This window comes from Lysinibacillus sp. FSL K6-0075, from assembly GCF_038592945.1.
Taxonomy (GTDB): Bacteria; Bacillota; Bacilli; order Bacillales_A; family Planococcaceae; genus Lysinibacillus; species Lysinibacillus fusiformis_F.
The window spans coordinates 4,595,646-4,620,637 of record NZ_CP151947.1 but is presented as its reverse complement, the minus strand read 5'-3'; the positions used below and the strand labels follow the sequence as shown (position 1 = coordinate 4,620,637).

At 37.6% G+C, this 24,992-nt stretch carries 24 protein-coding genes and 2 other annotated features; of the genes, 20 read left to right on the top strand and 4 right to left on the bottom strand.

What is annotated here, in order from left to right:
• The first annotated feature begins 12 nt into the window (after nt 1-12).
• The 3 genes from fosM to metG all read left to right on the top strand — a co-directional run bounded on the left by fosM (nt 13) and on the right by metG (nt 3,143).
• A complete protein-coding gene (gene fosM / locus MHB65_RS23180) occupies nt 13-438 on the top strand; it encodes a FosM family fosfomycin resistance protein (RefSeq protein ID WP_205445992.1) in 426 nt (141 codons plus the stop codon).
• A gap of 15 nt (nt 439-453) precedes the next feature.
• On the top strand, nt 454-1,101 hold the full coding sequence (locus MHB65_RS23175; RefSeq protein WP_342441872.1) for an HAD hydrolase-like protein: 648 nt from the start codon (nt 454-456) through the stop codon (nt 1,099-1,101).
• A gap of 89 nt (nt 1,102-1,190) precedes the next feature.
• Nucleotides 1,191-1,452 (top strand) — a binding site (T-box leader).
• Between the two features lie 56 nt (nt 1,453-1,508).
• Complete coding sequence (gene metG / locus MHB65_RS23170; RefSeq protein WP_342441871.1) at nt 1,509-3,143, top strand: methionine--tRNA ligase; 1,635 nt, start codon at nt 1,509-1,511, stop codon at nt 3,141-3,143.
• Between the two features lie 50 nt (nt 3,144-3,193).
• Here the strand turns inward: metG and MHB65_RS23165 are convergent, their stop codons facing one another.
• Entirely contained in the window at nt 3,194-4,765 is a 1,572-nt protein-coding gene (locus MHB65_RS23165; protein ID WP_342441870.1) for a 2-isopropylmalate synthase, read from the bottom strand.
• Between the two features lie 91 nt (nt 4,766-4,856).
• Nucleotides 4,857-5,095, bottom strand: a binding site (T-box leader).
• Between the two features lie 196 nt (nt 5,096-5,291).
• On the opposite strand from MHB65_RS23165, the gene MHB65_RS23160 reads away from it, so the two are divergent.
• The gene (locus MHB65_RS23160) at nt 5,292-6,065 is read left to right on the top strand and encodes an HAD-IIB family hydrolase (protein ID WP_342441869.1); all 774 of its coding nucleotides are present in this window, start codon (nt 5,292-5,294) and stop codon (nt 6,063-6,065) included.
• A gap of 59 nt (nt 6,066-6,124) precedes the next feature.
• On the opposite strand, the gene MHB65_RS23155 is transcribed toward MHB65_RS23160, so the two are convergent.
• Nucleotides 6,125-7,819 carry a methyl-accepting chemotaxis protein gene (locus tag MHB65_RS23155; RefSeq protein ID WP_342441868.1) on the bottom strand — a complete coding sequence of 565 codons (1,695 nt, stop codon included), beginning with the start codon at nt 7,817-7,819 and terminating at the stop codon, nt 6,125-6,127.
• A 311-nt stretch (nt 7,820-8,130) separates the two neighbouring features.
• On the opposite strand from MHB65_RS23155, the gene MHB65_RS23150 reads away from it, so the two are divergent.
• The 4 genes from MHB65_RS23150 (at nt 8,131) to MHB65_RS23135 (ending at nt 12,399) form a co-directional block, all read left to right on the top strand.
• Nucleotides 8,131-8,625: a DUF1648 domain-containing protein gene (locus MHB65_RS23150; RefSeq protein ID WP_342441867.1), complete on the top strand. Its 495-nt coding sequence runs from the start codon at nt 8,131-8,133 to the stop codon at nt 8,623-8,625.
• A 254-nt stretch (nt 8,626-8,879) separates the two neighbouring features.
• A complete protein-coding gene (locus MHB65_RS23145) occupies nt 8,880-9,470 on the top strand; it encodes an RNA polymerase sigma factor (RefSeq protein WP_342441866.1) in 591 nt (196 codons plus the stop codon).
• Nucleotides 9,442-10,584, top strand: coding sequence for a DUF4179 domain-containing protein (locus MHB65_RS23140; protein WP_342441865.1), 1,143 nt, complete (start codon nt 9,442-9,444; stop codon nt 10,582-10,584). Before MHB65_RS23145 ends, MHB65_RS23140 begins: the two co-directional genes overlap by 29 nt.
• A gap of 834 nt (nt 10,585-11,418) precedes the next feature.
• Nucleotides 11,419-12,399: a GNAT family N-acetyltransferase gene (locus MHB65_RS23135; RefSeq protein WP_342441864.1), complete on the top strand. Its 981-nt coding sequence runs from the start codon at nt 11,419-11,421 to the stop codon at nt 12,397-12,399.
• 47 nt (nt 12,400-12,446) lie between these two features.
• On the opposite strand, the gene MHB65_RS23130 is transcribed toward MHB65_RS23135, so the two are convergent.
• Entirely contained in the window at nt 12,447-12,884 is a 438-nt protein-coding gene (locus MHB65_RS23130) for an Rrf2 family transcriptional regulator (protein ID WP_004231845.1), read from the bottom strand.
• 190 nt (nt 12,885-13,074) lie between these two features.
• Here MHB65_RS23130 and hmpA point away from each other — a divergent pair, with 190 nt between their 5' ends.
• From hmpA to MHB65_RS23075, 11 genes are all read left to right on the top strand, one after another.
• The gene (gene hmpA / locus MHB65_RS23125) at nt 13,075-14,241 is read left to right on the top strand and encodes an NO-inducible flavohemoprotein (protein ID WP_205445981.1); all 1,167 of its coding nucleotides are present in this window, start codon (nt 13,075-13,077) and stop codon (nt 14,239-14,241) included.
• Between the two features lie 224 nt (nt 14,242-14,465).
• Nucleotides 14,466-14,726, top strand: coding sequence for a metal-sensitive transcriptional regulator (locus tag MHB65_RS23120; RefSeq protein ID WP_016992895.1), 261 nt, complete (start codon nt 14,466-14,468; stop codon nt 14,724-14,726).
• 41 nt (nt 14,727-14,767) lie between these two features.
• On the top strand, nt 14,768-15,109 hold the full coding sequence (locus tag MHB65_RS23115) for a rhodanese-like domain-containing protein (RefSeq protein WP_342441863.1): 342 nt from the start codon (nt 14,768-14,770) through the stop codon (nt 15,107-15,109).
• Nucleotides 15,110-15,120: 11 nt separating this feature from the next.
• Nucleotides 15,121-15,420, top strand: a complete 300-nt coding sequence (locus MHB65_RS23110; protein ID WP_342441862.1) for a rhodanese-like domain-containing protein — start codon at nt 15,121-15,123, stop codon at nt 15,418-15,420.
• Between the two features lie 63 nt (nt 15,421-15,483).
• Nucleotides 15,484-16,032, top strand: coding sequence for a sulfurtransferase TusA family protein (locus MHB65_RS23105; RefSeq protein ID WP_342441861.1), 549 nt, complete (start codon nt 15,484-15,486; stop codon nt 16,030-16,032).
• Between the two features lie 17 nt (nt 16,033-16,049).
• Nucleotides 16,050-16,445: a DsrE/DsrF/DrsH-like family protein gene (locus MHB65_RS23100; protein ID WP_048394137.1), complete on the top strand. Its 396-nt coding sequence runs from the start codon at nt 16,050-16,052 to the stop codon at nt 16,443-16,445.
• Nucleotides 16,446-16,523: 78 nt separating this feature from the next.
• The gene (locus tag MHB65_RS23095; RefSeq protein ID WP_342441860.1) at nt 16,524-17,651 is read left to right on the top strand and encodes an MBL fold metallo-hydrolase; all 1,128 of its coding nucleotides are present in this window, start codon (nt 16,524-16,526) and stop codon (nt 17,649-17,651) included.
• Nucleotides 17,652-17,792: 141 nt separating this feature from the next.
• Complete coding sequence (locus MHB65_RS23090; RefSeq protein WP_205447170.1) at nt 17,793-18,023, top strand: sulfurtransferase TusA family protein; 231 nt, start codon at nt 17,793-17,795, stop codon at nt 18,021-18,023.
• Between the two features lie 80 nt (nt 18,024-18,103).
• Nucleotides 18,104-18,880 carry a sulfite exporter TauE/SafE family protein gene (locus MHB65_RS23085; RefSeq protein WP_342441859.1) on the top strand — a complete coding sequence of 259 codons (777 nt, stop codon included), beginning with the start codon at nt 18,104-18,106 and terminating at the stop codon, nt 18,878-18,880.
• 12 nt (nt 18,881-18,892) lie between these two features.
• Nucleotides 18,893-19,597, top strand: coding sequence for a DsbA family oxidoreductase (locus MHB65_RS23080; protein WP_342441858.1), 705 nt, complete (start codon nt 18,893-18,895; stop codon nt 19,595-19,597).
• Nucleotides 19,598-19,834: 237 nt separating this feature from the next.
• Nucleotides 19,835-20,785, top strand: a complete 951-nt coding sequence (locus MHB65_RS23075; RefSeq protein WP_342441857.1) for a c-type cytochrome — start codon at nt 19,835-19,837, stop codon at nt 20,783-20,785.
• Nucleotides 20,786-20,822: 37 nt separating this feature from the next.
• Here MHB65_RS23075 and MHB65_RS23070 read toward each other — a convergent pair whose 3' ends face one another.
• Nucleotides 20,823-22,517, bottom strand: coding sequence for an FAD-dependent oxidoreductase (locus tag MHB65_RS23070; RefSeq protein WP_342441856.1), 1,695 nt, complete (start codon nt 22,515-22,517; stop codon nt 20,823-20,825).
• 249 nt (nt 22,518-22,766) lie between these two features.
• Between MHB65_RS23070 and MHB65_RS23065 the strand changes: the two genes are divergently transcribed.
• Nucleotides 22,767-24,755: an AarF/UbiB family protein gene (locus MHB65_RS23065; RefSeq protein ID WP_342443782.1), complete on the top strand. Its 1,989-nt coding sequence runs from the start codon at nt 22,767-22,769 to the stop codon at nt 24,753-24,755.
• The last annotated feature ends 237 nt before the right edge of the window (nt 24,756-24,992 follow it).

The window sequence follows — 24,992 nt, the reverse complement described above, 5'->3', positions numbered from 1 at the left end:
GGGAGTACAGCTATGACAATTCAAAACATCAATCATTTACTGTTTTCAGTATCTAATCTAGAGGAATCCATCACATTTTATGAAAAAGTATTCGATGCCAAGTTGCTAGTAAAGGGGAACAGCACAGCCTATTTTGATGTAAATGGGCTGTGGCTCGCTCTTAATGTTGAGAAGGATATACCGCGCAATGACATCCATCAGTCCTATACGCATATTGCCTTCACAATCGCGGAAGATGACTTTGATAAGATGTATGACAAATTGGTGCAACTAAAGGTCAATATTTTAGCAGGTCGACAAAGAGATGAGAAGGACAAAAAATCGATTTACTTTACGGACCCAGATGGTCATAAATTTGAGTTTCATACAGGAACTTTGCAAGATCGTTTGGATTATTATAAGCAAGAAAAGCCGCATATGGCGTTTTTTGATAATTAATGAAGGAGTGATTCTATGAATAAAGCGTTTATTTTTGATATGGATGGCACACTATTTCAAACCAATCTTATTTTAGAGCCTGCGCTCGATGCAACATTTGATGTGCTGCGGACAAGTGGCTTATGGCAGGGCGAAACGCCGATAGAAAAATATCGAGAAATAATGGGTGTTCCTTTACCTGTTGTGTGGGAAACATTATGCCCTATGCATACGCTGGAGATACGAGAAGAGAGCAATGTATTATTCCATGTAAAGCTGATTGAGCAAATACGTGGACATAAGGGTGCATTGTATCCACATGCTGAACAAACCCTTGCAACATTGTCAGAGAATTATCCGTTATACATAGCGAGCAATGGACAGGTCGACTATTTACAAGCAATCGTTGAAACCTATCAGTTAGAGCGTTTTATAAAGGGAATCTATAGCATTCAAGCTATTGCAAGTGGGCATAAATCAGATCTGGTTAAAAGAGTTGTAGATGAAAACAAAATTGAGTACGGAGCAGTGGTAGGAGATCGTTCTTCGGATATCCAAGCTGCAAAGGATAATCAGTTACTATCGATAGGCGTTCGCTTTGACTTTGCACAAGACAGGGAATTAGAAAAAGCAGATATAGTGATCGATGATTTAACTGCATTGGTAAATGTTACTTTAGATTAACGCACGAAAGTGTATCAAAAAAAAGGGACGATTTAACGACAATCATTGCATTTCCTCACAAGAAGGCGTAAAATAGTGCCAATCCTATAGACAAAGCATTGAAAAGGAAAAGTAAATTGGATTAACATTTTGTAGAGAGCCTCTGTTGGTGGAAATGAGGTAAATGAACCCTTTTGAAAATGACCTTTGAGCTTCGTACCGAAAGCTTTTTAGCCAGTAGATTACGACGAGATGGGCACTCGTTACAACAGCGGCAGTATCTCTCTTTTTGAATGGAGACGTACTGATAGAGGCAAATAGTGTGAGCTATTTGTAAATATAGGTGGTAACACGGGTATACTCGTCCTAATCAGATTTGATTAGGGCGATTTTTTTTACCATTTTTTCTGTGAGGGGAGCAATTTAGAATGACGATTGTTATTGGAGGCGCTTGGCCGTATGCAAATGGCTCTTTGCATTTAGGGCATGTTGCCGCATTATTACCAGGTGATATTTTGGCTAGATATTACCGACAAAAGGGTGAGCAGGTTTTATATGTATCAGGCAGTGATTGTAATGGTACACCTATTTCTATTCGTGCCGCGCAAGAGAATACAACGACAGAGGCTATTGCCAATCACTATCATGATGAATTTACTAGATGCTTTCATGATTTAGGATTTACCTATGATTTGTACACAAGAACGGATGCGGAGCACCACCATGAATCCGTTAAGGCCCTTTTTTTACAGCTACTGGCTAACAATTTTTTATACAAAAAGAAAATTGAACAGGCTTACTGTGAGACGGATAAGCAATTCCTACCAGATCGATTTGTTGAGGGGCTCTGTCCAAATTGTGGAGCGAAAGCAAGAGGAGATCAATGTGATAACTGCTCAGAAATTTTAGACCCATTGGATTTAATTGATAAGCGCTGCAAAATTTGTGGGAATGAACCTGTTATTCGGGAAACGGAGCACTTTTATTTTACCTTTAGTCAATTTCAAGGAAGATTGGAGTCCTATTTAGCTCAAGCGAAAGCCGAGAAACGCTGGCGAGACAATGCTTTAGGGTTAACGGAGCGATACTTGGCAGAAGGAGTTCCTGACCGAGCAGTAACAAGAGATTTACCGAATGGCATAGATGTTCCAGTGCCAGGTTTTGAAGGGAAAAAAATATATGTATGGATTGAAGCTGTAGCAGGGTACTTAACAGCAAGTTTAGAATGGGCAAAAGAGCATCAAATAGCCATTGAAGATTTATGGAATGAAGAGACCATTTCATACTATGTACATGGAAAGGATAATATTCCATTCCATACAGTTATTTGGCCAGCCATTTTAATGGGAATTGGATCTAAGGCATTACCTACCCATATTGTATCAAATGAGTATTTAACATTAGAAAAACGCAAATTATCTACTAGTCAGAATTGGGCTGTATGGGTTCCTTATATTTTAAGTCGTTATGATGCGGATTCTATTCGTTACTTCCTAACGATGAATGCGCCAGAAAATCGTGATACTGATTTTTCATGGCGGGAATTTATTTATAGCCATAATGGTGAACTACTCGGAGCCTATGGTAATTTTGTAAACCGTACATTGAAGTTTATTGAGAAATCATTTGCTTGTCGGGTTCCACAAGCTGAGGTGGATAGCGACATTCGAAAACAAACCGTACAATTGTTTAATGAAGCGGGTATTCTTATCGAAGGTGGCCATTTCAAACAGGCGTTAGAGTCCATTTTTGAGTATATTCGCGGAGCTAATCGTTATTTTGATGAACAACAGCCATGGCTACAGGTAAAAGAAAACGTAGAGGCATGTAATCGTACATTAGCAACTTGCGTCTATATCATTGCGAATTTAGGACAGCTGCTGCATCCCTTCTTACCGTTTTCAGCAAAGAAAGTAAGAAACATGGTAGGTATAAATGAAATGATGTGGCATGAGCAAGTAGAGCTGCCTCAATTAATTCAAGAGGTGACGCCATTGTTTGAACGTCTTGATATTGAACGAATTGATGAGGAATATCAAAAATTAGTTAGGGATAGTCACTAGGATTGAAAAAGCAGTATGACTCATGGGCCATACTGCTTTGCTATTTTCATTTAATTCATAACAGGTGTTAATTTTGTCACTACAATGCTATTGATCGCATTAATATAGGCTAGAGCACTTGCCTTAAGAATATCTGTATCCGCTGCTTTTGCAATATACTTTTCGCCTTCGTGTTCAATCGTAATTTTTACTTTACCTAAAGCCTCTTTGCCTCGTGAAACACTATTGATATTATATTCCACTAGTTTTACATCCATATTTGTAATTTCTGCAATGGCTGAATACAGGGCATCGATTGGGCCAGAGCCTACTGCACTAGCTTTAAATATTTCGCCGCCTTTACGAACCTTAACACTTGCAGAAGGGAAGCTTGTATTGCTGACGACTTGTAGATCATCGAAATCAAAGAATTGTTCACTATAATGTGTAGCATTTTTATTATTGGTATCATGTTTTTCATAATAGCTTTCAACAATAACGTATAAGTCGTGATCGTATACTTCTTTCTTCGCATCGGCAAGCTTTAAGAATCCTTCAAAAATACCCTCAAATTCCTCTGTAGAAAGATTAGTAAACCCTAATTTTTCAAGAGCATTTTTCACTGCATGGCGACCAGAGCGAGCTGTTAGTACTAGCTCCATATCATCAAGACCAACATCCTCAGGATGGACGATTTCATAAGCATCACGAGATTTTAACAAACCATCCTGATGAATACCAGAAGAATGGGCAAATGCATTATCTCCTGTAATGGCTTTATTGACCTGTACATCTAAGCCCATAAAGCTAGAAACAAGACGTGAAGTATTTATAATTTCTTTTGTATTAATACGCGTTTCGGCATTGTAGACGGAGCTGCGAGTTTTAAGTGCCATGACAACTTCTTCTAATGCAGCATTACCTGCGCGTTCACCGATACCATTGATTGTACACTCTACCTTATCTGCACCATTTTTAATAGCAGCTAGCGTATTAGCTGTTGCCATTCCAAGATCATTGTGACAATGAACACTTAAAAGAACGCTATCGTCTAAGTTTTTCATACGGTCATTTAATTTAAAAATCATCTCTCCAAATTCCTCTGGCTCTGCAAAGCCTACCGTATCAGGAACGTTAATCATGGTTGCGCCAGCTCTCATAACAGCCTCAATTGTTTTCCAAAGATATTCAAAGTCAGAACGAGATGCATCCTCTGTGGAATATTGAACTTGTGGTAATAATGTTTTAGCGTATTTCACAGCATCCACGCCAATTTGTAAAATTTGGTCTTTTGACTTGCTGAATTTTTTCTCCACATGAATATCAGATGTTCCTAGTACCATGTGAATCATCGGGTTTTGAGCGTATTTCACAGCATTATAGACAGCATCGATGTCAGCTTTTACAGCACGTGCTAATGCTGTAATCATAATGTCGTTTGTGTTGCCAACCTTTTCAGCTACAGCTTTGACGGCATCAAAATCACCTTGTGAAGAAGCAGGGAATCCAGCTTCGATAATATCAACACCCAATTTTTTCAGCTGCTGTGCAATTTCTACTTTTTCATAAAGATTTAGCTTTGCTCCAGGCACCTGTTCGCCATCACGTAAAGTTGTATCAAACACCCAAATTTTTCTTCCCATTTTCAAACACTCCTTTTTAGTGATTAGTATCTAAAATTTACACGTAGGCCAATAAGTCATTAAAAAATAAAAAAACCCGTCTCTATGTAAAAATAGAGACGAGTTTATGCTCGCGGTACCACTCTAATTGACCTTCTCTTTATAGAAAAAGTCCCCTTATCGACAGCTATCACTGTCTATCCTGTTAACGGGGGAAACCGACATCCCTTACTAAAAAGTTCAGGGAGTAGCTCATGGACGAGTTCAAAATGTGTGCCTACCGATTTACACCAACCATCGGCTCTCTACAAGTACACAACCACTTTTACTATTTCCAATCTTGGCCTGCAATGTGTTGTTGAAAGCAATATTACTTGGATATTAACTTCCTGTCAATAATATTCTAAAAATTTATTTAATTCTGTCTTAAGTAATGTCTATTTTATTAAATATTTGATATTTAGTGAAGTGTAGAACAAAGCACTAAAAAATGTATTTTCTGTGAGATAATAATGAAGTGAGTTAGCATATGAAAGGTAGGAAAATCATGAAATTTGTCTTTGATTTAGATGGTACTATTTGTTTTAAAGGTAAGCCATTAAGTGAAGAGATCACTAATGCATTGGAGGCATGTAGACGGCTTGGACATGAAGTCATTTTTGCCTCAGCCAGACCGATACGTGATCTACTACCTGTATTACCGGAATCGATGCGAAAATATCCAATGGTAGGTGGGAATGGCGCATTTATTGCTCGTGATGGTGAAACAATTGAGGTAACAGCATTTACTACAGAAGTAGCTGACGCAATTCGCCAGGTTATCACAGCTTTTCAATTACCATACCTAGTAGATAGTCATTGGGATTATGCTTATACAGGTAGTGAGGATCATCCGATTTACCAAAATATAGATCCTTTAAAAGCAGCTAAAAAGGTAGCCTTGCAGGATATTAGAGACATAGTAAAAGTTGTTTTATTTCCTGGTGAGAATGTTGATGCTGTATTATCTGAGCTACAAAAGCTTCCTGTTTGTCTATATGAGCATACATCAGAAAATATAGTGGATATAAGCCCTTATGGCATTGACAAGTGGAATGGCTTATCTAAATTGGGTGTTGAGGCAGGAGAGTTTATCGCCTTTGGCAATGATGCAAACGATGCTTCTATGTTTTTGAAAGCTAAGGAAAGTGTTTGTGTAGGAGGGCATCAGGTACGTGAAAAGGCCTCTTTACAAGTTGCGAGTGAGGAAGCTGCTGTTATTGAGATGCTTGAGATGTTAGGCGAAAAGTATAGCGGAAACATAGCAAATAGAAATACATAAAACATGAAAAAACTGCTCATTTTCTAGAGGCTATAAACCTAAAGAAAACGAGCAGTTTTTTATTCTACCTTAAAACGAGAGACTTGCGTGTGAAGCTCTTCTGCCATATTTGAAAGTGTTGCTGCTGAAGCTGCTACTTCTTCGATAGTAGCTAATTGTTCTTCGGAAGCAGAGGCAACATTTTGTAAATTAGATGAGGACATTTGGGCAATAGTTGCGATTTCATCAAAGGAAGCATAAATTTGCTCTGCACTGGAGGACATCTCCTCAGACACTGTCGTTGCTTCTTGAATTTGCATGGATACTTGCTCAATAAGCTCAACAATCTTAGAGAAACCTTCTTCTGCTACCTTCACTACTTGCATACCAATTTGAACCTCTTGAGTACCAGTATCCATCACCGTTACAGCACGGTTTGTATCCTGCTGTATTTCAGAAATCAAGGTAGCGATTTGCTCAGCGGATTTTTTTGATTGCTCTGCTAGCTTTTTCACTTCATCTGCAACGACTGCAAAGCCACGTCCGTGATCGCCTGCACGGGCTGCTTCAATTGCTGCATTAAGTGCTAATAAATTTGTTTGTTCTGCAATATCTGTAATAATGCCAATGATATTACCAATTTCAATGGAATGTCCGTCTAAATTTTTAACAACACTTGCTGACTCTAAGACAGCCGTATTGATTGTAGTCATCTGAGATATTACACGATGTAAAGAATCATTCCCTTTCTTAGCCTCTGAATTTGTCTCAATTGCTAGTTCAGAAACAGCCGCAGTAGTAGAAGCTAGTTGTTGTATACCTTTGGTCATGTTTTTCATGGCTTCTGAGCTTTCAGTTGCATTTTTCCCTTGAGCCTCTGAGCCACTAGCAACCTCTTGAATAGAAGAAGTGATTTGCTCTGTAGCCTGTATAGTTTGATCTGCACTGGCTGTTAACTCAGCAGCAGAACCACTTACTTGTACAGTGTTTTGGCGTACATTCGTAATTAAATCCTTTAAATTTGCAGCCATTTGATTAAAAGCAAGCGCTAAATCACCCACTTCATCACGATTCTTTATACGAATTTGTTCAGCTGTTAAGTCACCCTCAGCTATTTTTTTCGCAGCCTTGGCCATGCCGTTAATTGGGCGAGACATTAGACTACCAACCACCATAGCAATTATCAGACTTATGATAACAGCAAAGCCCCCAAGAAGCATCATTTGGAGTTTGATATCTTGAATTTGGCTTGATGTAGCAGCCATTTTTCCTTCAACATACTCATTTTGATAATTAGAAAGGTTTTCAACACGCTCGTCGAATTGTTTAATAATTAAGCGTCCTTGAGTGCTGTCCAATTTTTCGTACTTTTCTGTTTCTCCAGCAGCTTTTAAGTCAAACATACGATCTGCAAATTGTTGAACACTTTGCTCACTTTTATTAATAGCTTCAAGTAGCTTAATTGATTTTTCTGAATCCAAAGTAGCCATTAATTCTTCTGATTTTTGTTTAAATTCCTCGCGTGAGGCTTGATTGCTTTGAAAATTTTGTTTGTCTCCAAGTAGTAGGTAACCACGCATGCTGACAATTTCCTGTTTTGCAATCACCCGTAATTCCTGAATACTTATAGATTTAGTAGTTTGTTCCTCCAGTAATGTACGATAGGTCTTATTCACAGAATCAAGCTGTTTTATATTTAAGCCGATTGTTGTAACGAGTACTAAAATAACTATAAAAAAACCGAGTAATAATTTCTTGTAGATAGTAAATCGCATAGTTGAAATATCCTTTCTCAGTAATTAGTAGAAATGTTACAAAATAATGAAATATGTATATATATCATTTATATCAGATTATATGGATTTTACAAAGTATTATGAGTATTTCTACTGTAATTAGTAGTTTGAAAATGGGTATTATTAATATATGAAGTAATAAAAAAAGTAGATTTTATAGCTATAATGCTACTAATAATAGGGATAGTTAATGGTGAATGTTGAATATTAAGTCAATTTTCATAAATTTTGAAACTTTAATAGTAGTCATAACGTAGAAGCAGTAAAGGAAAAAAACAGGGGTGGAGAAAATGTTTAGGCCAATTTTAAAGTTACCTAAAACAAGATCAGAAAAGATATGGGACTATATTGGTGGTAGTATATTTATTTTATCCATCTTTTATATTATATTGGCATGGGGGAAGTTGCCTGACGAAATACCTGGTCATTTCAATGGGATGGGTGAGGTTGATCGCTGGGGTTCAAAAATTGAATTATTTATTCTTCCATTAATCGGTTTATTTTTATGGATTGTAATGGGCCTGCTAGAAAAAGCACCTCATATGCATAATTATCCAGCACGTTTAAATGAAAGTAATGTAAAAGCATTTTATTTGAATAGCAGAAAAATACTAAATGAAGTGAAGAATATCTGTCTCATTTTATTTGCTTTTATATCGGTTCAGATGGTTCGTATTGGTCTTGGTGAGGTAAATTCATTAGGCTGGTGGTTCCTACCCATTGTATTGATAGGTGTATTGATCCCAATCATTAAAGGGTTTATAACAAGCTACAAAATAAAATAGTGAGCCTTAAACGCTTAGGATACCCTTAAGCGTTTTATTTTTGTGAAAAAATTTTTTTAATGTGTCACAAATGGCTGTTGATTTCAGTTATATAGGCGAGGAAGGGAAGAAACAGCTTTAATGGTACGAAATAAAAGATTTCTCTAAGTAACCCGATGACATTCAGGATCTAAATAATAATTTTAAAATTTCTTTTCTAGTGTCACAAACTTCTATTAATTTCAGTTATATAGATTGGAAAGGGGGGAACAACTTTGACTGCACTAAATCAATCAAAAGAGCGGGCTGATATAGATATTCAATCCATTGTGGAGCAAGTTCAATCAGGTGACACACGTGCCTATGCAGAAATCATTCGTTGTTTTCAAAAGCAAATTTATATTTATTGTTACTATATGCTAGGAACCAAAGAGGAGGCGGAGGATGCTTCACAAGATATTTTTATTAAAGGATTAGAAAATATTCATAAATTTTCTTATACGGTTTCCTTGTCAGCATGGCTTTATAAAATTGCCCACCATCATTGTATTGATGTCATAAAAGCCAAAAATAAGGGCTATAAATTTTGGCTAAATCTGAAGCAAGAACAGGTGAAGCAGACGCAAGCTCCGATACCTGAATATGATGAAATGGTACATAGGCTATTGGAAAACTTACATGTAGATGAAAAAAGGATTTTATTACTTCGTTCTATTGAGGAGTATAGCTTTGATGAAATTGCTGCCATTATGGATATGAAAGCAGCCACAGTAAGAAAAAAGTATGAACGATTACGTAAAAAATTGATGAAGGAAAATATGTTAGGAGGGGATATTTATGGACACTCGTTCAAAACTGGAGGATAAGGAGTTAACTCAGATAGAAAGGTTTATTCGGGAAACACCTCTGGAAGTGGATTTGGTAAATCAGACAATGGACAAATATGAAAATAAACGTAACTCAAAGCAGCCAGAAAGTTTTAGAACCCATAAGAAAATGCGCCAAAGAGTGATGATGATGACAGCCTCTGCAGCAATGATTTTAAGTCTGTTATTTATCACTAGCTTAATTTCACCAACGATGGCTGCCACTATAAAAGAAGTTCCTTTACTATCATCTATTTTTAAACTTACGGGTGATCTTGGCCTGAAAGCTGCTGATGAAAAAGGGCTCTCAACGAAACTCCATACAAGTGTTACTAAAGATGGCTTTACATTAAGTGTATCTGAAGTAGTGTATGACGGTACACGTGTTTCAATTGCTATTGAACGTCTTCAAACAGAAGGTGAATTTTCAAAAAGAAATTTAATAGAACAAATCAGTGATATCGAATTGTTTATAAATGGTAATTCTGTTGATTCTTTTGCTGCGAATGATTCTAATTCTGTTCATCCTATGATACACAATGGTAAAGATAAAGATTCTGCTATTATTGAGTTTTCAGATTTGAATAATCAGGGAGGAGCTTCTTTCCCCGAGCAATTTGATTTGACGTTATCTACTTCAATAAATGGCATAGAAGATCCTTTGAAAATTGATATTCCTGTGAAAAATAAAGTTGAAGACTATGTGACCTTACAACCTAATGTAAGTAGGAAATACGATAATATACATTTTACTGTTGAACAGATTCAACTGACACCAATAACAACAGGAATAACTACAAGACTCGTTTTAATGGATAACTCAACTTTCACACTACCTTTACTAACGATGGGTATAGATGTTTTTGATGATCAAGGTCGCAAACTCAAATTAATTGGTGGTAATGGTTGGCATGCTACGAATGGAAGCGATAAGATTACGGATTCTCGGTACAACCCGTTTGAATCTGTTCCAAAAACAATAACCCTTAAGCCGTATATATACCTCTTTGATGAAAATGAAATGGGTGCATTTCAAATGGATGAAAATGGTGAACCAAAGATTCAATATATTCCTGAACTAGAGGTTACACTACCTATTAATTCACAAAAATAAAATAGTAGAGAAAGTGAGACAAAGCTCACTTTCTCTACTATCTAGTATTTCAAATTATCTAATTACTACAAAAGTATAAACGCCAAGGACAGATCCATCTGATTTAAAAGCTTTAACTTGAGCTGTACCTACATTTTTACCAATAGCCAGATTCCCTTTAAGTTCGATAGCATTCATTCCGTATAAAAGTAGATGGTGGGTACCCTGCATTTTGAATGGTTGACCAACAAATATTTCATGTGTAGCATCTCGAGGTTGGAAACCTATCTCTTCTCCATCCACAGGTACAAAAGTAACTGTAACTTTAAATTCATCTGTTGAGTTAATTGATTCTTCTAAAGCTGGTGCAGGAACCTCGTATGTATTTCCTATTGCATTTGTTTCTAATTCAGAAGCACTAGCATTGATACTGAATCCACCACCGACAATAGTTGTAGCTTAGGCTACAGAAGCTAACTTACCAAAATACTTCTTCAGTTTACTTCTTAATTTTGAATTAAATTCCAACAAGTGATAACATTACAAAAATACCATGTCAAAAATTTTGTGGAAAAAATTATATATTTTACAATAAGTGTTTTATAATGAAATGTTGCAAAGCGAGTAATGCATAAAATACAGTTGATCTTTTTATAGAAAGGAATAATGAATGCATTAATAAAGTAAACTTTTTTATAACTCGTTTGGTTGTAGTTTTTGTTGCCCTTATTTAAAGTAGTTTGTAAGGCTACAAAGATTATTACATTTTATGTATGTTCCAATCGATGAAAAAGTTTTTCGTAAGCTTTACAATAAAGAAAATGTATAGTTAACAGAAATAAAGGAGAATAGAAGATGACGGTAACTTTAGTGAGACACGATATCAAATATGCCGAGGCTATGCATGCGTTGTCTTCTATGCCACAGGTTCGTGATGCCCTTGGCTTACCTGCTGGCAAGGTAGAAGACACGATTCATTTTATTAAGCGTGAACGTATAGATGAAGAAGAAGGTAAAACCGTTCCTCGTGTGGTTTTAAATGAGGAGGGGCAAGTCATTGGTGTTACATCTCTGATGTTTATAGACCATCATAAAAAGAGCTGTCATATCGGCTCTTGGCTTGGCTATCAATTTTGGGGGAAGGGCTATAATCTTGAAGCAAAAAAGGCTATCTTAGATATTGCGTTTTTTGAGTTGGGATTATCACGTGTATTTGCAGGAGCACGGAAGGTTAATATCCGTTCACAAAAAGCCCAAGAAAAGCTACCTTTTGCTCGAGTAGGGGTGGAAAAAGATTATCCTGAGGAGCATTCTTGGTTAGAAGTGAAGGAAAAGCAACCATGTGTATTAAATGTTTTTGAACGAGAAGATTATGTCCGTTATCGAACATCACTAGAGAAGGTAGAAGGAGACAGAGAAGCTTTTTTACCTCAGCTTTTATTAGCGGATGAAAGTGAAGTGGCGGTTCGGAAATATTTAGATACGGGTACATTATATAAAATTAATTGTGGAGAAATGCTGGTGGGAGTGGCATTGGTCGTTCCTCAAACCGATACTACAATTGAATTGAAAAATATTGCTATTGTACCAAAGTATCAAGGGAAGGGAATAGGCAAAGAGATTTTGCGACAACTCACTGAAAAGTGCCAAAAGGATGGTTATCAAACGGTGTTGGTTGGAACGGCGAACTCAAGTATCGATAATATCGCTTTTTATCAAAAAGCAGGTTTTCGCATGGAAGCTATTGAAAAGGACTTCTTCAGTCATTATCCAGAACCAATTTATGAAAATGGTATTCGTGCATTGGATATGATTTTCTTTTCAAAGCAATTATAAGCAACTTCATAAAAAATACCCGTTCAACAAATGTTGAGCGGGCATTTTTATTTACCGAGCAGTAGAGCCATTAATTTTTCCTTAGAATGAAGGAAATCGTCCAAGGTGTATTGATCTAACACGTTCAAATAGGCTTGCAAAGCTTCATACAGCACACCTTTTAATTGACATTCTGGAGCTATTTTACATAGGTTATTTTCTTTATCGAAACATTCTACAAGATGAAAATCCTCTTCTGTATGACGCACAATTTCACCAATGGTAATGGTTTTTGGATCGATAGCAAGGCGAATACCACCACCGCGTCCACGAATTGTTTCAATGTAACCTAATAACCCAAGCTGGTGTGTCACCTTCATTAAATGGTTTTTCGATATATTATAAGCATCTGAGATCTCTTGAATAGTTGATAATTGACCATCTTCCTTTGCGCCTAAATAGATAAGTGTGCGCAGAGAGTAGTCCGTGTATAAAGTTAAGCGCATCCGAACACCCTACTTTCTATAATTCAAAATAATTATAGCATTTTTACATTGAAGTATAATATCTTCAACCTATTTTTAAAGATGTATTTAAAATACATCAAATATGTCTATTTTGTTAAAGATGTATTTTATATATTGCTTTAAGAGAATGAAAGCGTTATATTGTAATCACGAAAGGATGGTAAGCGATATGTTAAAACAAGAAACAATTCAAATCATTAAAGCAACAGTACCTGTATTAGAAGTTCATGGTGTTGCAATCACAAAGACGTTTTATAAAAATATGTTTCAAGCTCATCCAGAACTACTGAATATTTTTAATCACACGAACCAAGAGCAAGGTCGTCAGCAAACAGCACTAGCTAATACTGTTTATGCTGCAGCAGTTCATATTGAAAACTTAGAAGCAATTTTACCAGCAGTAATGCTTATTGCACATAAACACCGTAGTTTAGGAATTCTACCTGAACATTACCCAATCGTTGGGGAAAACTTATTAAAAGCGATTAAAGAAGTACTTGGTGATGCAGCAACTGATGACATTATTGGTGCATGGGCCGAGGCATATGGCGTTATCGCAGATATTTTCATTCAAGTAGAAGAAGAGTTATACCAAAAAACTGTGAACAATGGTGGGTGGCGTCTATTTAAACCATTAAAAGTGGCGAAAAAAGTTGTGGAAAGTGACTTAGTAACTTCTGTCTATTTTGTAAATGAAGATGGTTCACCTCTACCAACTTATGAACCAGGTCAATACATCTCCATTCGAGTGAAAGTGCCAGGAGAAGAGTATTTAATGAACCGTCAATATACACTTTCACAAGCAAGTGCAGAAGATGGCTATCGTATTTCGGTGAAACGTGAAAGCGATCATACGCCAAATGGTAAAGTGTCGAATTATATTCACGATCACTTACAAGTTGGAGATTTAGTAGATGTAAGTGCTCCAGCTGGATTATTTGTGTTAGAAGAAACGGTTGCACCAATTACATTTGTAAGTGGCGGTATCGGTGTAACACCTTTAAACAGTATGTTGCAATCTTTAAATGATAATGCAGCGAATGAAGTGAACTTTATCCAATGTGCTCGTAATGAGAAAGTTGTAGCGTTCAGTGATGACATTCAAGAGAAAGTAAACGTATTACCGAATGCATCATATACAGCTTTATACTCAGATGAAGACAAGCTTATTACAAAAGAATTACTAGCTGAAAAAGTAGCTGATAATGCAGATGTTTATGTATGTGGCCCTGTAGGCTTTATGGAAGCGGTTATTAAAAATTTACAGGAAATTGGCGTGAAAGATGAAAAAATTCACTATGAATTCTTTGGACCAGCCATGCAATTAGCTAAATAAAAAATGAATTCCCTGCTATGAGTAATAACTCGTAGCAGGGTTTTTTTGTTGAAATAATAAGGAAGCAGATAGACGGGGTTAACGCAATGGGGAGAACATTGTACCCCGGAATTGTAGCACGATAAAAAAGTTTGAAGCTTTCATATTGACAATATACCTATAGGGGTATAATATGAATCTCGTAAGGAAATCCAATCAATCGTTCTGAAAGGGGGCGTAACAGAATGGCATATGGTCCAAACACTGCAAACCGTGTGAAGCGTATGGAAGGTCAAATGCGTGGTATTTTACGCATGATGGAAGAAGGTCAAAGTTGTAAAGATGTGATTACACAGCTATCTGCCGTGCGTTCTGCTGTTGACCGGACGATTGGTGTCATTGTTAGTGAAAATTTATTAGATTGTGTATCGACTGCTGAAGGTAATGCTGAAAAAATGAATGCTGCTATCCAAGAGGCAATGGATTTGGTCGTTAAAAGTCGATAACTTGGATATACCCATAATCGTATAAAAGGAGGACAGATCATATGGAAATATGGATTATTATTGCGCTTATCGCAGCCTTTTTCTTTTGGCGAATGAAGCCAATAAAGGGCGTTCAATCAATTTCTACAGCCCAATTAAAAGATATGCTGGATGATAAGGATAAGCTATTTATCGATGTACGCACGCCTGCTGAGTATAAAGGTCGGCATATCTCCCAATTTAAAAATGTTCCGCTTGGATCGAGCTTTGAAAAACTACCGAAGGATAAAGAAATCATAGTTATTTGTCAAAGTGGCATGCGAAGTAGTCAGGCTTGTAAGCAACTGAAAAAGCAAGGCTTTGAGCGTGTTTCCAATGTTCGTGGTGGAATGAGTGCATACTAGGAGGAGAAAAAATGAAAGAAATTACAGCCAAAGAAGTGCAGCAAACGATGGAGCAAGGAGGGAAGCTGAATCTTATTGATGTGCGAGAGGTAGATGAAGTAGAGGATGGTCACATTCCAGGCGTTCTTCATATCCCGCTAGGTTTAGTAGAGTTTCGGCTACATGAATTAAATAAGAGGGAGTCGTATATTATGGTTTGTCGATCAGGCGGACGAAGTGCTCGGGCTACTCAAATATTAGAAAGTAATGGCTTTAACGTAACTAACATGACTGGTGGTATGTTAGCTTGGGAGGGCAAAGTACAGTTATAGATTATATCTATTTTTTTTTGAATAAAATAATACCTGTGTAGGTATATGAAGGATGTGGGAAGTATGAAGGCGGATTTTCAGCTAGATGCCAAGGGTCTTTCTTGCCCAATGCCGATTGTGAAAACAAAAAAAGCGATGGCTGATTTAGTAGATGGTCAAATTTTAGAAGTAGCTGCGACAGATAAAGGGTCAAAAGCTGATATTGCAGCATGGGCTGAAACTGTAGGTCATCAGTATATTGGTACTTTAGAAGATGATGGTGTGCTAAAACATTATATTCGTAAATGTACAAATGACCAAATAGAAGAAATGACATTTGAACAAACAATTGATCTAGAGCAAATCACAAGTCGTAAAGGATTAATTCTTGATGTACGTGAGGAAGCGGAATTCGCTTTTGGGCATATTGCGGGAGCAAAATCGATACCAATGGGCGAACTGGAAGCACGACTTCCTGAGCTTGATAAAGAGCAGGAGATATACGTTATTTGTCGTACTGGAAAACGCAGTGACATGGCTGCGCAAAAGCTGGCTACACGTGGTTTTACGAAAGTATTTAACGTCTTACCAGGTATGATATCTTGGGCAGGCGATTTAACAAAAAACATTTAAATTGGAGGAATTTTATTATGTCGAACAAAGTAGCAATCATTGCAAGTAACGGTGGTTTATTTGATGCGTACAAGGTGTTCAATATCGCAACAGCTGCAGCAGCTTCTGAGAAAGAGGTAGCTATCTTCTTTACATTTGAAGGCCTGAATCTAATTCATAAGCAAGGTATGCATGCATTACCAATGCCAGCTGGAGCAGAACATTATGCAGAAGGCTTTACAAAAGCAAATGTGCCAGCTATTCCTCAACTAGTGGAGATGGCACAAGAATTAGGTGTGAAATTTATTGCTTGCCAGATGACGATGGATGTAATGGGTTTAACTACTGAAGATTTCATTGAGGGGATTGAAGTGGGAGGAGCTGTAACATTCCTTGAATTCGCGAAAGACGCAGCACCGTCACTTACATTCTAGTGACCTACTTATAAAAGCGGAGAGGACACCCCTCTCTGCTATAAAAAACATAAAAATAATACCGATGGGGGTAAAGAGATGTCAATTCGAAAATGGAGCGCATCACAAGTAGCTAAAAAGGTTATTCACAATGAAGAGTTGTTTATTTTAGATGTTCGTAATGCGGATGCATTCGAAGATTGGAAAATTGATGGACATCGTTTTGAGTACTTAAATATACCGTATTTTGAACTGTTAGATGGTATTGAGTTTATTTTACCGAAAATCCCAGCTGATAAAGAAGTATTAGTGGTTTGTGCTAAAGAGGGGTCATCATTGATGATTGCTGAGATGTTATCAACAGCAGGTCGTGATGTTGCTTACTTAGCTGGAGGTATGAAATCTTGGAGTGAGTATCTAGAGCCGATCAAAGTTGGCGATTTAACAGGTGGAGGCGAGCTTTATCAATTTGTTCGTTTAGGAAAGGGTTGTCTGTCTTATATGGTCCTTTCTGAAGGTGAAGCAGCTATTATTGATGCTGTACGTTTTATAGATGTATTTATAAACTTTGCAGAGCATAAAAACGTCCAAATTAAACATGTTTTTGATACACATTTACATGCTGATCACATTTCGGGTGGTCGCCATATCGCAGAGATGACAGGCGCAACTTATTATTTGCCACCTAAAGACGCTGAGGAAGTTGTGTTCCAATATACTCCGTTAGCTGATGGAACAAATGTTCAAATCGGAGCATCAAAAATAGACGTAGGAGCCATTTATTCTCCGGGCCATACAATTGGCTCTACTTCATTTGTTGTTGACAGCAAATATTTATTAACAGGAGATATTTTATTTATCGATTCAATCGGACGTCCTGATTTAGCTGGCCTTGCTGATGATTGGGTTGGGGATTTACGAGACACTCTTTACAAGCGTTATCGAGAATTGTCTGATGACCTTATTGTCTTACCAGCACATTTTATGATTATTGATGAGCTGAATGAAGATGGAACGGTTGCGAAACGACTAGGGGATTTATTTGTACAAAACCATGGTTTAAATATTCAACATGAAGAAGAATTTAGACGTGTGGTAACAGATGAATTACCTCCACAACCAAATGCCTATCAAGAAATCCGTCAGGTGAATATGGGGAAAATAACACCTGCGTTAGATGAGCAAACAGAGATGGAAATTGGACCAAATCGCTGTGCTGTACGATAAAGCATGCTAAAGTGCAATGAGTATGCATGTATGCTTGTTGCATGTAAATTTCGTGAATTGAAGGCGCTCATCCTTCATGGAGATATAGAACAAGAAGAACCGGCAAAATCGCTTACAACCTTTGCCGAGTCGAAGGAGATTATGATGAAATCAAGTTTACAACTAGATGCAAAAGGCCTTTCATGTCCAATGCCTATTGTGAAGACAAAAAAAGCAATAGATACCCTAATGCCAGGGGAAGTTTTAGAAGTTCAGGTGACGGATAAAGGAGCTTTAGCGGATATTCCTGCTTGGTCAAAAGCTGGAGGCCATATCATTTTAGATCAATCTGAAGAGGCTGGCGTCATTACATTTTTCATTCAGAAAGCATAGAGCTGATTGAGGGTTGTCTATTACAGTAGAACAACCCTTCTTTCCTTTTGTCGAATACAGCCAGAAAGAAGGAAAAATAAATGGATATTGCATGGATCTTAACCATTTTACTTATTGGTTTTCTCGGTTCATTTGTATCAGGGATGTTAGGTATTGGCGGTGCCATCATCAATTTCCCAATGCTACTCTATATACCGCCATTACTAGGATTTGCGGCCTTTTCGGCACATGAAGTGTCAGGGATTAGTGCGATTCAAGTACTTTTTGCTGCTCTTTCTGGTGTTTGGGTCTATCGCAAAGGCGGATATTTAAATAAATCACTTATTATTTATATGGGGAGTGCCATATTAACGGGAAGCTTTATAGGTAGCTTCGGTTCAAAATTTTTATCAGAGTCTGGCATTAACATTGTCTATGGAATTCTTGCGTTAATTGCAGCTGTGATGATGTTCATACCGAAAAAGCAAATTGATGATCAACCGATGCAGGCTGTTACATTTAATAAACCATGGGCGGTCCTATTAGCTTTCATTGTTGGGATCGGTTCCGGGATTGTGGGGGCAGCTGGTGGATTTTTATTAGTACCAATCATGCTTGTTGTCTTAGGCATTCCCACTCGAATGACCATTGCGTCAAGCCTTGCTATTACGTTTATCTCCTCAATAGGAGGTACCGTCGGGAAATTGATGACAGGACAAGTTGAATATTATCCAGCCCTCATTCTAATTGTATCTAGTCTAATAGCGGCTCCTCTAGGTGCGAAAGTAGGGGGCAAGTTAAATACAAAATTCCTACAAATTATTTTAGCCGTTCTTATATTAGCGACGGCTATTAAAATTTGGATGGATATATTATAAGGGGGTATGGTAATGAAAATTGAAGTCTTTTCCGATTTTACATGTCCATATTGTTATATTGGTAAGCGAGAGCTTGAACGGGCAATTGACATTGCAGGCTATACAGGACAAGTGGAAATAGAATATAAAGCATTTCAAATAGGCCTGGATACACCGAAATTGAATGCACCATCCTTTTATGAGGCGATGGCTAAAAAATATGATGTTGCGCTAGAAGAAGTGGAAAATATGGTCAAGGGTATAGCTATGAGAGCAACGGAAGTTGGTTTGCAGTATGATTTTGCTAAGATGACAACAGCGCATACAGAAAAGGCTCATCGTTTAGCGAAGTGGACGCAGCAATTTGGTAAAGCAGCCGCTTATACTGAAGCACTAATGGCTGGTTATTTTAAAGATGGTGAAGATTTAAATAACGATGAATTTTTATTAAATGTTATTGTGCAATTGGATTTGGCTAGAGAAGTTGCGGAGGGAATATTAGCTTCAACTGATTTTAGTGAAGAGCTAGACAAGGATCGCTATGATGCACAGCAACTTGGCGTGCGGAGTGTACCGTTCTTTGTATTTGAAAATCGTTACGGTATTAAAGGTGCTGAGCCGAATGAAGTGTTTGTGCGAACTTTGCATCAAACTGCTGAAATAGCTGGTATTCAGCCAACTGTAACGATAAATGGTAATGGAGAATCGGCATGTGCTAATGGCCAATGTAAACTATAAAAAACTTTAAAAAATGTCGAGTGCATATTTGTACTCGACATTTTTTGATTAGAAATAAATGTATACTGCAAGAGGTATTAAGTCTTGTTTTCTGTGTTATAGAACAAAATTAAATGTATAATTTAACCATTTTTATCATCTGAATGGTTCTATTTTATTGTAGTGTGAGAAAAATCACATCCAATAAATTGTTATGTTGCTAAAATATAAGTGAGAATACAAAGGGGGGTATTATAGATGAAACCTATAGTAGCGGGAGTAGCAGGAACAGTACTGTTAGCAGGCGCCATTTTTGTTGGGACGTTTGTCAGTGACAAAATTTCAGTTGATTCGAATGCGAGTGAGAAAGAAGCGACAGTGCAAACGCATGTACCAACAACAGCAGCTGCTCAGTCAGTGGTCTATGCTCCGCCGAGTATTGATGAAGTACCAGATGGTCCAATGAAAGAAGCAATATTATATGGCTATGAACTTGTTAATAACACGCATGTTGCGGCAGATGAGTATGTAGGAAACCAACTATCCTGCACAAGCTGTCATGCAGGTGCTGGCTATGACGAGCAAGCCTCATCATTAGTAGGTGTAATGGCAAATTATCCACAATACATTGGACGCTCAGGTGGTGTGGTTACAATAGAAGAGCGCATTAATGGCTGTATGGTTCGCAGTATGAATGGTAAAAAATTTGAAATGAATAGTGATGAGCTAGAGGCTATGGTAGCGTATTTCGCGTATATTTCTGAAGGTGTTCCAATTGGCGCAAAACGTGAATGGGCAGGCACTAGTGATATGAAAAATGTCCCGATTCCGAATGTTGCCGACGGTGAGGAGCTTTATGCACAGTCATGTATAGCCTGTCATGCAGCTGATGGCGCTGGTACAGGTGCCAATACTGGTCCAGCTTTATGGGGAGATAATTCCTTTAATGATGGAGCGGGTATGGCACGTATGTCAAAAATGGCTGGTTATATTCAAAATAATATGCCAGTAGGTGCAGCTGGGACTTTAACAGATCAAGAAGCTGCTGATTTAGCTGCCTTTATTTTATTGCAAGATCGTCCAGAGTGGGCAAACCATGAAAAAGACTGGCCAAAAGGCGGGCGTCCAAATGATATCATGAATAAAGAAAAACGCGAACAAATTAAAAATGGTACGATTGATTGGGAAAAAGTACTGTCTACAAATTAACGAAAAGGGATGCTGTGTGAATGGCATCCCTTTTCGCTTAATTAAAATTATAAGCTGTAACAATTTTATCTCTGTTCGTTGTGATATCTGTAAAATATTCATATAAGCAAATGCCAAGGAATGATCCACTTACATTAAAGACATTAGAAAAACCGCTATTCTGAAGGGCCATGACAGCATTATAGCTACGTTGACCGGATCGGCAATGTACATACACTGGTTGATCCTTCGGTATCTCATTCATTCTTTCCCGAAGTTCACTTAAAGGTATATTGTGCGCATTGATAAGATGACCACATTCAAATTCATTCTTTTCGCGTACGTCTAGGATGTAGGCATGATTTTCAATGAGTTTTCTTACTTCATCAACTTTTACCTGTTTGAAGTGTCCGTGTAATAGATTTTGAGCTACAAGAGCTGCCAAATTGACAATATCACGAGCGGTGCTAAACATTGGAGAATAGCTTAACTCTAGCTCCTTCAAATCTTCTAAAGTACCGCCCGTTGTGATGAGGGTAGCTATAACATCAATCCGTTTATCTGCATTACCTTTACCAATAGCTTGGGCTCCAAGGATTTTACCTGTTGGTGTTTCATAAACAAGCTTGAAGTGAAGTGGATTACTATTTGGCATTAAACCTACTTTATCGGGAGCTATCAAATAAACACTGTTTGCCTGGAATCCATTTGCTAGGGCTGTTTTTTCATTCAAACCCGTTGTGGCACATACAAGGTCGAAAATTTGTACACTTGAAGATCCGATGACTCCTTTGTTGTGATGAGGGATGTTATACATATGATTAGCTGCAGCACGTGCTTGTCGTTGAGCGGGACCAGCTAAAGCGAGGCGTGTCTGTTTATGGGTAAGCTGATGGAAAACTTCAATCGCATCTCCAACGGCGTATATGGAAGAATCAGATGTCACGTAATTAGCATCAACTTGAATACCTCCGAGTTCGCCGATTGTTAGCCCGGCCTCTTGAGCTAAGCGGATTTCAGGGCGAACACCAATTGCTAATACAACTGCTTGTGCTTTCAATTGTTTGCCCGAATTCAACGCCACATAATCTGGTGCAACTTTTGCAAGACCGTCATTGACAATGACTTGAACCCCTTTATCGGTCATTTCTTTGTGTAATATTTGAGCCATGTTATAATCAAAAGGGGCCATAATTTGTTGCCCGAATTCAACTAGAGATACATTATAGCCTGCTAGCTTCAAATTTTCCGCTACCTCTACACCAATGAAGCCCCCACCAATCACTGCAATATCTTGTACATTATCTGTTTGTAGATATCGATTTAAACGGTCAATATCCACCACATTTCGAATGGTAAAGACGTGCTTAGAATGAATGCCCTCTAAGTCAGGAACGATAGGACTTGCTCCTGGGGATAGCACTAACGTATCGTAACTTTCCTCATAATCTCTATTCGTTTTTAAATCCTTAATGGTGATGGTTTTTTGCTTTCGATTAATGTGTACAACTTCTTGCTGAACACGAGCCTCAATATTGTATTTTGTTTGAAAGCCTTGAGGTGTCATTAAAATTAATTTGTCGCTATTTTCAACAATCCCGCTTAAATGGAAGGGTAGAGAACAATTAGAGAATGAAACATTCGGCCCTTTTTCGAACATAATAATTTCTGCCTTTTCATCGAGACGGCGAATACGTGCTGCTGTGGAGGCACCACCTGCAACGCCACCAACTACTAAAAATTTTTTACTCAATTGTAAACACTCCTTTTCTTAGTAAATACATAATGGGGTATTTAAAAGCTATTAAATAAGGGTTTTGTTTCAAATTACTAATGAAATATGTAGTTTAATGCTACAAATAAATAATATACCCTTATAGGTATTTTATCAAGGTATAGACTTAATAAATTTTCCGAGGTGTTCCTTGTTAAAGAAAGTTGGTGCACAAATTTGCTATACTAGCGGTAGTAGGAAATGGAAATGGCACAGGGGGTGACACTGTTGATCTTTTTGAAGTTTTTAATCCAAATCCTTGTAGTATCGGGTTTGATTTATATTGTGAGTGGACGATTAATTGGCTCAAATATCAATTTTGTGCGAAGAGTGCTTTCAGTCGTTATTAGCGTGACATTAACCTCTTTTGTTTACTGGTATTCTTATCTGCGCCATACAGATTTTTTGTCAGAAACGATGATGCAAACAGTTACAGAGGTAAGCACACTGATTTGGATTGGAAGTATGCTACTCATTTCGATGTTGCTTTATTTGGTATTTGAGCTTTTTGACCCAAGTGGCATTACAAATGGAGATCGCCGTAACGGCCAAAAATCTTTATTATTGCGATTGCGTAGCTATTGGCGACAGCAGAAACGTCTGCGTCAGGTATTAAAAATTGCTGTTACAAACGGTGTCGTACAAACGATTAAATATGCGAGGCAACGGGAAAATGAAAAAGAGCTTGCGATTGCTTTGCGAGCAACACTAGAACAATGTGGTGGGATTTTTATCAAATTTGGCCAGGTGCTCTCCACACGAAAAGAACTTTTTTCACCTATTTTTATTGATGAGTTAGAAAGGCTTCAACACCGAGTAAAGCCTTTACCGGAGGAGCAAGTGAAACAAATTTTAGAGAGGTCTCTTCCACAATCCATGGACGAAATATTTAGTCAATTTCAAATGGAGCCCATTGCAGCAGCTTCTATTGGCCAGGTGCATAAAGCGCGGCTTAAAAATTATGAAGAGGTGGTAGTCAAGCTATTGCGTCCAGAAGTAAAGGGAATTATGCGCGATGATCTTGAAATTTTAGAGGAATTTGCTAATTGGCTATCTACAAAATCGACCTGGGCAGAATCATTAGGCTTTCGAGAGTTGGCTGGTGGATTTGCAGATGGACTACGTGAGGAGATTCATTTAGATATTGAAGTACGTAATACGCTACAGGTGAAGAATGCGCTAGCGAAAAGTGATTACAAGGTTCGAATTCCTAAAATATTTACGCCTTACAGTAATGAAAATATCATTGTGATGGAGTATATTCGCGGACAAAGTGTGGCAGATGGGGCATCTGAGTTCAATCGTTTGTCTATTGATCGTAGGTCGTTTGCAAGAACAGTACTGTATTCATTTTTTGAGCAAATGTTATTCTCAGGTATTTTTCATGCAGACCCACATCCAGGGAATATCCACATAGATGAAACAGATGGCACGCCAGTCTTGCTTGATTTTGGGGCAGTAGGACGCTTAGGTGCAACACAGCAAGAAGGCTTGAAGTTATTTTTAATGGGCATTCAGCTGAATGATTCAAGCGTTTTATATGATGGTTTAACATTATTAGTGGAAAATGCTGATCATGCAGAACGTGCTAGAATGGAGCAGGCAATCGATCAAATATTACTGAAAATTTCCTATGTTGACCGTATACCTACTGAAGAATTAATTCATGCGCTATTTACAGTGGTAAGAGATTTTGGACTTGCATTTTATCCAGCGGTGGGATTGGCTCTCCGCTCCTTAGTGACGCTAGATGGCACACTACGGGTAATTGATCCACGTTTTGATATTTTTACAGAGGCAAAGGATTTTTCTGCTACATATATGCGTGCCTCTTTCCTAAAGCCATTTAAAGAACCGATGGCAACTAAGGAGCGTCTGCAAGAAGAATTATCCATGCTGATACCAACTTTACGTAAAATGCCTAGAAGAGTCGATCAGCTCATTCAGCGGGTTGAAAGTGGAAAAATCATTTTACATCATGATGTTTTTTCGGATGAACATAATGCCCGTTTTATTACACATTTGTTCTCTCGATTTGTATTGCTGCTGGTGGGGATAACCTTTGGTATTATATCTGTCGCTCTCTTAGCTATTTCACAATTTATCCATGATTCTTATGCGGTATATTTGAACACAGCGGCTTATTTAGGTTTATTTTTATGTGCTATTTTGTTAGTGAGATTATCTATACAAGCATTAAGGTCAATGAAGCAGTAGGTAGGGAAATTTTTCCCCTACCTTTTTTTATTTGATACCATGAAATATTACAAAACCATTACAAACTATTAGCTGGGTCTAATGTCGAATTAGCTAATAGTTTCCTTGTGTAGAAGAAAACAGTGTTTTGTAGAATAATGTAGTTTAAGTGCGAATGTTACAGAAATATTTCGAGTTTTACTAATGTATTAAATAGACATGAAATAGTATAAAAGTTATGTAGAAAATGCTAAACTT

Excerpts from the sequence above, each read along its gene's own strand:
- fosM (WP_205445992.1), top strand. The coding sequence starts at position 13 with ATGACAATTCAAAACATCAATCATTTACTGTTTTCAGTATCTAATCTA.
- MHB65_RS23175 (WP_342441872.1), top strand. The coding sequence starts at position 454 with ATGAATAAAGCGTTTATTTTTGATATGGATGGCACACTATTTCAAACC.
- metG (WP_342441871.1), top strand. The coding sequence starts at position 1,509 with ATGACGATTGTTATTGGAGGCGCTTGGCCGTATGCAAATGGCTCTTTG.
- MHB65_RS23165 (WP_342441870.1), bottom strand. The coding sequence starts at position 4,765 with ATGGGAAGAAAAATTTGGGTGTTTGATACAACTTTACGTGATGGCGAA.
- MHB65_RS23160 (WP_342441869.1), top strand. The coding sequence starts at position 5,292 with ATGAAATTTGTCTTTGATTTAGATGGTACTATTTGTTTTAAAGGTAAG.
- MHB65_RS23155 (WP_342441868.1), bottom strand. The coding sequence starts at position 7,819 with ATGCGATTTACTATCTACAAGAAATTATTACTCGGTTTTTTTATAGTT.
- MHB65_RS23150 (WP_342441867.1), top strand. The coding sequence starts at position 8,131 with ATGTTTAGGCCAATTTTAAAGTTACCTAAAACAAGATCAGAAAAGATA.
- MHB65_RS23140 (WP_342441865.1), top strand. The coding sequence starts at position 9,442 with ATGGACACTCGTTCAAAACTGGAGGATAAGGAGTTAACTCAGATAGAA.
- MHB65_RS23135 (WP_342441864.1), top strand. The coding sequence starts at position 11,419 with ATGACGGTAACTTTAGTGAGACACGATATCAAATATGCCGAGGCTATG.
- MHB65_RS23130 (WP_004231845.1), bottom strand. The coding sequence starts at position 12,884 with ATGCGCTTAACTTTATACACGGACTACTCTCTGCGCACACTTATCTAT.
- hmpA (WP_205445981.1), top strand. The coding sequence starts at position 13,075 with ATGTTAAAACAAGAAACAATTCAAATCATTAAAGCAACAGTACCTGTA.
- MHB65_RS23120 (WP_016992895.1), top strand. The coding sequence starts at position 14,466 with ATGGCATATGGTCCAAACACTGCAAACCGTGTGAAGCGTATGGAAGGT.
- MHB65_RS23115 (WP_342441863.1), top strand. The coding sequence starts at position 14,768 with ATGGAAATATGGATTATTATTGCGCTTATCGCAGCCTTTTTCTTTTGG.
- MHB65_RS23110 (WP_342441862.1), top strand. The coding sequence starts at position 15,121 with ATGAAAGAAATTACAGCCAAAGAAGTGCAGCAAACGATGGAGCAAGGA.
- MHB65_RS23105 (WP_342441861.1), top strand. The coding sequence starts at position 15,484 with ATGAAGGCGGATTTTCAGCTAGATGCCAAGGGTCTTTCTTGCCCAATG.
- MHB65_RS23100 (WP_048394137.1), top strand. The coding sequence starts at position 16,050 with ATGTCGAACAAAGTAGCAATCATTGCAAGTAACGGTGGTTTATTTGAT.
- MHB65_RS23095 (WP_342441860.1), top strand. The coding sequence starts at position 16,524 with ATGTCAATTCGAAAATGGAGCGCATCACAAGTAGCTAAAAAGGTTATT.
- MHB65_RS23090 (WP_205447170.1), top strand. The coding sequence starts at position 17,793 with ATGATGAAATCAAGTTTACAACTAGATGCAAAAGGCCTTTCATGTCCA.
- MHB65_RS23085 (WP_342441859.1), top strand. The coding sequence starts at position 18,104 with ATGGATATTGCATGGATCTTAACCATTTTACTTATTGGTTTTCTCGGT.
- MHB65_RS23080 (WP_342441858.1), top strand. The coding sequence starts at position 18,893 with ATGAAAATTGAAGTCTTTTCCGATTTTACATGTCCATATTGTTATATT.
- MHB65_RS23075 (WP_342441857.1), top strand. The coding sequence starts at position 19,835 with ATGAAACCTATAGTAGCGGGAGTAGCAGGAACAGTACTGTTAGCAGGC.